The organism is Rhizobium sp. GR12 (genome assembly GCF_036596185.1).
Taxonomy (GTDB): Bacteria; Pseudomonadota; Alphaproteobacteria; order Rhizobiales; family Rhizobiaceae; genus Agrobacterium; species Agrobacterium nepotum.
In genome coordinates this window covers 38,417-44,698 of record NZ_JASXTH010000024.1, presented here as the reverse complement: position 1 = coordinate 44,698, position 6,282 = coordinate 38,417, and the positions used below count along the sequence as shown (strand labels likewise).

Sequence of the window (6,282 nt, the reverse complement as noted above, 5' to 3'; positions counted from 1 at the left end):
ATCGTCGCCAAACGCTCGAACACAAGTAGAATCAACACCGTGCGCCTTGTCTACAAAATTTAAACCGGACAGTAGTGCCTCAAGGGTGAGGATGACGGCGGAGGGGGTAGCACGTTGTTTGCGATCCGGAGGCGGGGGGAGGAACATTCCCCGCCCTTTTTCATTTCCCGAATGTTACCGAAATATAATCTCTTCCCGAAAGCCTAGCGGCTGTTCCCGCTCCGGGAATCCGCCTATATCCGGATCATGGTCATTACCCGCATCTTCGAGTATTTCGAGAACTGGATAAAGCCCTTCGCCCGCAAGGACGATTTGCGGCCGCCTGAAAGTACGTTCGCCTTCATCTGGTTCTATATCGCGCAGGCCAGGGCGCCGTTCTTCGCCATGCTGGTGCTGGGTGGGCTGACGGCGGCCATCGAGGCGGCGCTGTTCTGGTTCGTCGGGCGGCTGGTGGATATTCTCTCGACCGTGAAGCCGGAAGAGGGCTGGGCGGGGTTGCTGGCCGCCCATGGCGGCGAACTGGTCGGCATGCTGGTATTGATCGGCATCGTGCGTTTCATCGTCACGATGATCACGGCGCTGGTGGACCAGCAGATCATTACGCCCGGTTTCTACAATCTGGTGCGCTGGCAATCCTACATGCATGTGGCGCGGCAATCGCTGAACTTCTTCCAGAACGATTTTTCCGGCCGCATCGTCACCAAGGTCTGGTCGGGCGGGCAGGCGGCGGGCGATCTCGTCACCTCGCTGATGGAAAGCGTCTGGTTCGTCGGCATCTATTCCGTGTCGATGCTGTTTCTGATCGGCGGGCTGGACTGGCGGCTGGCCGTCGTCGTGCTCGTCTGGGTGGCGATCTTTTCGCTGCTGGCGCGTTATTTCGTGCCGCGCATCCGTTCCCATTCGAAAGAGACGGCGGAGGCTGCCTCCATGCTCTCCGGCCGCATGGTGGACGCCTACAGCAATATCCAGACGCTGAGACTGTTCGGGCGCGACGATGCCAATGACCGCTACATGCGGCAGGGTTTCGATATTTTCCAAAACGCGACCATGACGTTCACGCGGTTCATCACCGGCGTGCGTGCCTCCATGGCGCTGCTTTCGGGCGTGATGATCACCTCCATGGCGGCGCTGTGCATCGATTTGTGGCTGTCCGGCAAGATCAGCGCCGGTGCGGTCGCCTTCACGCTGGCGCTGGTTCTGCGCCTCAACTTTCTGCTCGGACGGCTGATGACGCAGTTCAACGGCATCATGCGCAATTTCGGCACGGTGCAGAATGCCGCCGAATTGATTTCGCAGCCGATCGGTCTCGTCGATGCGCCGGATGCGACGGCGCTGGAAGTGAAGAGGCCGAGCATCCGCTTCGAAAATGTCAGTTTCCATTACGGGCGGACGAACGGTGTCATCGATCATCTCAATCTCGACATCAAGGCGGGAGAGAAGGTCGGCATTGTCGGGCGCTCCGGTGCGGGCAAATCCACGCTCGTCAACCTGCTGCTGCGTTTTTACGATGTCGAGCAAGGCCGCATCCTGATCGACGGGCAGGATATCGCCAGGGTGACACAGGAATCGCTGCGCGCCCATATCGGCATGGTGACGCAGGATACGTCGCTGCTGCATCGTTCTATCAGAGACAACATCATGTTCGGGCGAACCGATGCCACCGAAGCGCAATTGCTGGAGGCGACGCGCCGGGCCAAGGCGGATGATTTCATCGCAAGGCTGGAGGACCAGCGCGGCCGCACCGGTTTGGATGCGCATGTCGGCGAACGCGGCGTGAAACTCTCCGGCGGCCAGCGCCAGCGTATCGCCATCGCCCGCGTGATGCTGAAGGATGCGCCGATTCTCGTGCTCGACGAGGCGACCTCTGCGCTAGATTCGGAGGTGGAGGCGGCAATCCAGAGCAATCTGGACGAGTTGATGCAGGGCAAGACGGTGCTGGCCATCGCCCACCGGCTGTCGACCATCGCCGCTCTCGACCGGCTGATCGTGATGGATCAGGGCCGTATCGTCGAACAGGGCGACCATTCCGATCTCGTCTCGCAGGGCGGTCTTTATTCGGAGCTATGGGCGCGTCAGTCGGGCGGCTTCCTCGCCGCCGATGAGGCGGCTCAATAGGGCGGGCGACTATTTCCCGATCATGAAATCCGCCATCAGGCCGTAATGATTGGAGCCGAGGCTGTCGGGCAGGCGGGTAGTCTTCATCAGGCTTGCCGGTTCGCGGGCGAAGATATGGTCGATGGCGATGCCGAAGCGGCCCGCCTTCGTCGGCCATGTGGCGGGCTCCCAAGGCGCTTTTTTAAGGTCGTTGGCGGCGAGGAAGTCGCGCATGTCGGGGGCGATGCTTGCCGAGTTGAAATCGCCCGCCAGAATGAGCGGCCCGGTGACGCGAAAGAGAATTTCGCTGACTTCGTCCAGTTCGTTCCGGTGATAGTCGTCGAAATAGGGTTTGGTGATGTGGCCTGCGGCGAGCGTCAGTTCCGTGCCGTCGAAATCGATGCTGGCGATCGCGAAACGGTCGCGGCGCAGATCGCTGAGGCTGTGGAAACGGCCCTCCAGCAACGGCCGTTTCGAGAGGATCAACAGGTCGCAGGTCGGCGTTCCGGTAAAGCAGCCGAGCCTGTGAGGGTAAGTTTGCTCAAGGCGCGGCAGAGCCGATTGCAGCGCACCCGCCTCGAACAGATAGACCGCATCCGCGCCCGATTCGAGAATGGTATCGGCAATCGCATCCGCATTGGCGGCATTATCCATCAGCACGTTGAAGGACAATAGCCGGAAAGGTCTGGCGCCGGGTGTCGCGGTGGCGGATGTGGAGAATTCCATGAGCATGGCGACGGCATGGATGGCAAGCGCAAGCGACCAGACCACCAGAAAGACGGAAACCGCGTCGCGCGTCAGCCAAAACACCAAGCATGACAGCAGGATGCAGGTGAGGGCAATGTGAAGCTGGAAGCTGGTGACGAAGGCTAAAAGCCAGAAATCCGCCACATAACGCAGGCTGGCAATGAAAAGAACGGCAGCCACCACGGTGGAGACCATGCAAGAGAGCTTCGCCGTCATCCGAATCCCTGCTTTCCAAGCTCTCCCTTTGCGTCTCCTAACATGGCGCAAGGGTGCGCACAATGTTGCTTACCTGCCAAGGCCGGCGAAAAAATCACAAACAAATCCGGCCCTTCCAGCAGAATTACGGCAGCTTTGTGTGCTTTGCTCTTGCCAAGTCAGTCAATATTTTGCGATCAAACAGAATGACGCGGTTTCTCAAACGCCGCGAGGATGACCGAGACGATGGGACGGAGCTTGTCTTGGATCAAATCACAGCGGGAGGACTCATGCGATTTATGGCAAAAACAGCGCAGAGGATGGTGTAGCGGTGAGCGAGCACGTAACCAATCACGACGCCTCGGGTGAACCGACCCGTCGCGATTTTCTATATCTAGTAACCGGAATGACGGGTGCCGTCGGTGCCGCCGCAGTCGCGTGGCCCTTTATCGACCAGATGCGCCCGGACGCATCGACGCTGGCGCTTGCCTCCATCGAGGTGGATGTGGCGGCGGTCGAGCCGGGCATGTCGCTGACGGTGAAGTGGCGCGGCAAGCCGATTTTCATCCGCAACCGCACGGAAAAGGAAATCGGGGAAGCCAATGCGGTCGCTCTCGGCGATCTCAAGGACCCGGTGGCACGCAACGCCAACATTGCCCCCGACGCGCAGGCGACGGACATCGACCGTTCCGCCGGTCAGGGCAAGGAGAACTGGATCGTCATGGTCGGTTCCTGCACCCATCTCGGTTGCGTTCCGCTCGGCCAGGCCGGCGATTTCGGCGGGTGGTTCTGTCCCTGCCATGGCTCGCACTACGATACGGCGGGCCGCATACGTAAGGGTCCGGCGCCGCAGAACCTCGCCATCCCGACATTCGCATTCACATCCGATACCGTGATCAAGATCGGATAAGGGGACAGATATTCATGAGTGGTCATTCCAGTTATCAGCCGTCCACCGGCATCGAGAGGTGGATCGATTCGCGGCTTCCCTTGCCGCGTATGATCTATGACAGCTTCGTCGCTTACCCTGTCCCGCGTAATCTGAACTACGCCTACACCTTCGGCGCGATGCTGGCAGTCATGCTGATCGTGCAGATCCTCACCGGCGTCGTGCTTGCCATGCACTATGCCGCTGAAACGACGGTCGCGTTCAATTCCGTCGAAAAGATCATGCGTGACGTCAACCACGGCTGGCTGCTGCGCTACATGCATGCCAACGGTGCGTCCTTCTTCTTCATCGCGGTTTACCTGCACATCGCCCGTGGCCTTTATTACGGCTCCTACAAGGCGCCGCGCGAAATCCTCTGGATTCTCGGCTGTGTGATCTATCTCCTGATGATGGCGACGGGCTTCATGGGTTACGTGCTTCCCTGGGGCCAGATGTCCTTCTGGGGTGCGACCGTTATCACCGGCTTCTTCTCGGCTTTCCCGGGCATAGGTGAGTGGATTCAGCAGTTCCTGCTCGGCGGTTTTGCGGTGGATAATCCGACGCTCAACCGCTTCTTCGCGCTCCATTACCTGCTGCCCTTCATGATCGCGGGTGTCGTCATCCTGCACATCTGGGCGTTGCATGTGACCGGTCAGACCAACCCGACCGGCGTGGAAGTGAAGAGCAAGACCGATACGGTTCCCTTCACGCCCTATGCGACGCTGAAGGACGCGCTCGGCGTTTCGGTGTTCCTCATCGCTTATGCGTGGTTCATCTTCTACATGCCGAACTTCCTCGGCCACCCCGACAACTACATCATGGCGGACCCGCTGAAGACGCCGGCGCATATCGTGCCGGAGTGGTATTACCTGCCGTTCTACGCCATGCTGCGCGCCATCACCTTCAATGTCGGGCCGATCGATTCCAAGCTCGGTGGCGTTCTCGTCATGTTCGGCGCGATCATCGTGCTGTTCTTCCTGCCCTGGCTCGATACGTCGAAGGTTCGCTCCGCCGTCTATCGCCCCTGGTACAAGATGTTCTTCTGGCTGTTCGTGGTCAACGCCATCCTGCTCGGCTGGCTGGGATCGCGTCCTGCGGAAGGCCTCTATGTCGTCATGTCGCAGATCGGCACGCTTTATTACTTCGGTTTCTTCCTCGTCATCATGCCGGTACTCGGTCTGGTGGAAACGCCGCGGCGTATTCCGAATTCGATTACCGAGGCCGTTCTCGAAAAGAACGCCGCCAAGAAGACTGCCGCGCCAGCGGCCGCCGAAGTCTGAGCGCGAAGGAAGGATGACGACAATGAAGAAGCTTGTAACAAGCATCGCGCTTATCGCCGCCATTAGCTGTTCCGCCGCCGCTTTCGCGGCGGAGGAGAGCCATGATCTCGCCACCAAGGCGGAGCATGCGATCGCCGGCGGTCACTTCCCGGTCATTAAGCCCGAGGAGCAGAGCTGGTCCTTTGCCGGACCTTTCGGCAAATACGACAAGGGCCAGCTGCAGCGCGGCCTGAAGGTCTACAAGGAAGTCTGCTCCGCCTGCCATTCGATGAGCCTCGTTTCCTTCCGCACGCTCGGCGATCTCGGTTATTCCGACGAGCAGGTGAAGGCTTTCGCTGCGGAATACGAAGTGCAGGACGGACCGAATGCCGAAGGCGAAATGTATAATCGCAAGGCCGTGCTTTCCGATCATTTCCCCTCGCCGTTTCCGAACCATGAAGCGGCAGCCGCCGCCAATGGCGGGGCAGCTCCGCCCGACATGTCGCTGCTTGCCAAGGCGCGCGGCGTGGAGCGCGGGTTTCCGCAATTCATCATCGACATGATCCCGATCATCGGCGGTTATCAGGAAGGCGGCCCGGACTACATCCACGCGCTGCTGACCGGATATCAGGATGCGCCGGCTGGCGTTGAAGTGTCGGAAGGCACGCATTTCAACCCGTATTTCGTCAGCGCCGTCTCGCTGAAGATGGCGCCGCCGATCAGCGCCGATCAGGTGACCTATGACGACGGTGCGCCGCAGACGGTGGATCAATATTCCAAGGACGTGTCCGCTTTCCTGATGTGGGCCGCAGAGCCGCATCTGGAAGCACGCAAGCGCACCGGCTTCATGGTCATGGTGTTCCTGTTCATCTTCACGGCACTGATCTATCTCACCAAGAAATCGGTCTACGCCAAAAAGGAACATTAAGCCGGTTTTAAATAGCTGCAATCATTGGCCCCCATGGTCTTCTGTGGGGGCCTTTTCATGTTTCGATGGAGGATGCCGCTGGCCTTGGGCAGGTTCGACGACAGGAATGACGATGCGTTGGAATGAGCGCT

5 protein-coding genes are annotated in these 6,282 nt (G+C 59.6%); 4 read left to right on the top strand and 1 reads right to left on the bottom strand.

Features of this window, described 5'->3' with window-relative positions:
- Positions 1 to 246 precede the first annotated feature (246 nt).
- Positions 247 to 2,115, top strand: coding sequence for an ABC transporter ATP-binding protein (locus QSK43_RS26345; protein WP_442967890.1), 1,869 nt, complete (start codon positions 247 to 249; stop codon positions 2,113 to 2,115).
- A gap of 9 nt (positions 2,116 to 2,124) precedes the next feature.
- On the opposite strand, the gene QSK43_RS26340 is transcribed toward QSK43_RS26345, so the two are convergent.
- The gene (locus tag QSK43_RS26340) at positions 2,125 to 3,057 is read right to left on the bottom strand and encodes an endonuclease/exonuclease/phosphatase family protein (protein ID WP_045019037.1); all 933 of its coding nucleotides are present in this window, start codon (positions 3,055 to 3,057) and stop codon (positions 2,125 to 2,127) included.
- A 310-nt stretch (positions 3,058 to 3,367) separates the two neighbouring features.
- Between QSK43_RS26340 and petA the strand changes: the two genes are divergently transcribed.
- The 3 genes from petA to QSK43_RS26325 are packed head-to-tail and all read left to right on the top strand — an operon-like array spanning position 3,368 to position 6,151.
- The gene (gene petA, locus QSK43_RS26335) at positions 3,368 to 3,946 is read left to right on the top strand and encodes a ubiquinol-cytochrome c reductase iron-sulfur subunit (protein ID WP_045019034.1); all 579 of its coding nucleotides are present in this window, start codon (positions 3,368 to 3,370) and stop codon (positions 3,944 to 3,946) included.
- A 14-nt stretch (positions 3,947 to 3,960) separates the two neighbouring features.
- On the top strand, positions 3,961 to 5,244 hold the full coding sequence (locus QSK43_RS26330; RefSeq protein WP_045019032.1) for a cytochrome b: 1,284 nt from the start codon (positions 3,961 to 3,963) through the stop codon (positions 5,242 to 5,244).
- Positions 5,245 to 5,266: 22 nt separating this feature from the next.
- Entirely contained in the window at positions 5,267 to 6,151 is an 885-nt protein-coding gene (locus tag QSK43_RS26325; RefSeq protein ID WP_332305924.1) for a cytochrome c1, read from the top strand.
- Positions 6,152 to 6,282: the final 131 nt, after the last annotated feature.

Bases quoted from the DNA above. Each gene is read 5' to 3' on its own strand.
- QSK43_RS26340 (WP_045019037.1), bottom strand. From the start codon at position 3,057: ATGACGGCGAAGCTCTCTTGCATGGTCTCCACCGTGGTGGCTGCCGTT.
- QSK43_RS26325 (WP_332305924.1), top strand. From the start codon at position 5,267: ATGAAGAAGCTTGTAACAAGCATCGCGCTTATCGCCGCCATTAGCTGT.
- QSK43_RS26330 (WP_045019032.1), top strand. From the start codon at position 3,961: ATGAGTGGTCATTCCAGTTATCAGCCGTCCACCGGCATCGAGAGGTGG.
- QSK43_RS26345 (WP_442967890.1), top strand. From the start codon at position 247: ATGGTCATTACCCGCATCTTCGAGTATTTCGAGAACTGGATAAAGCCC.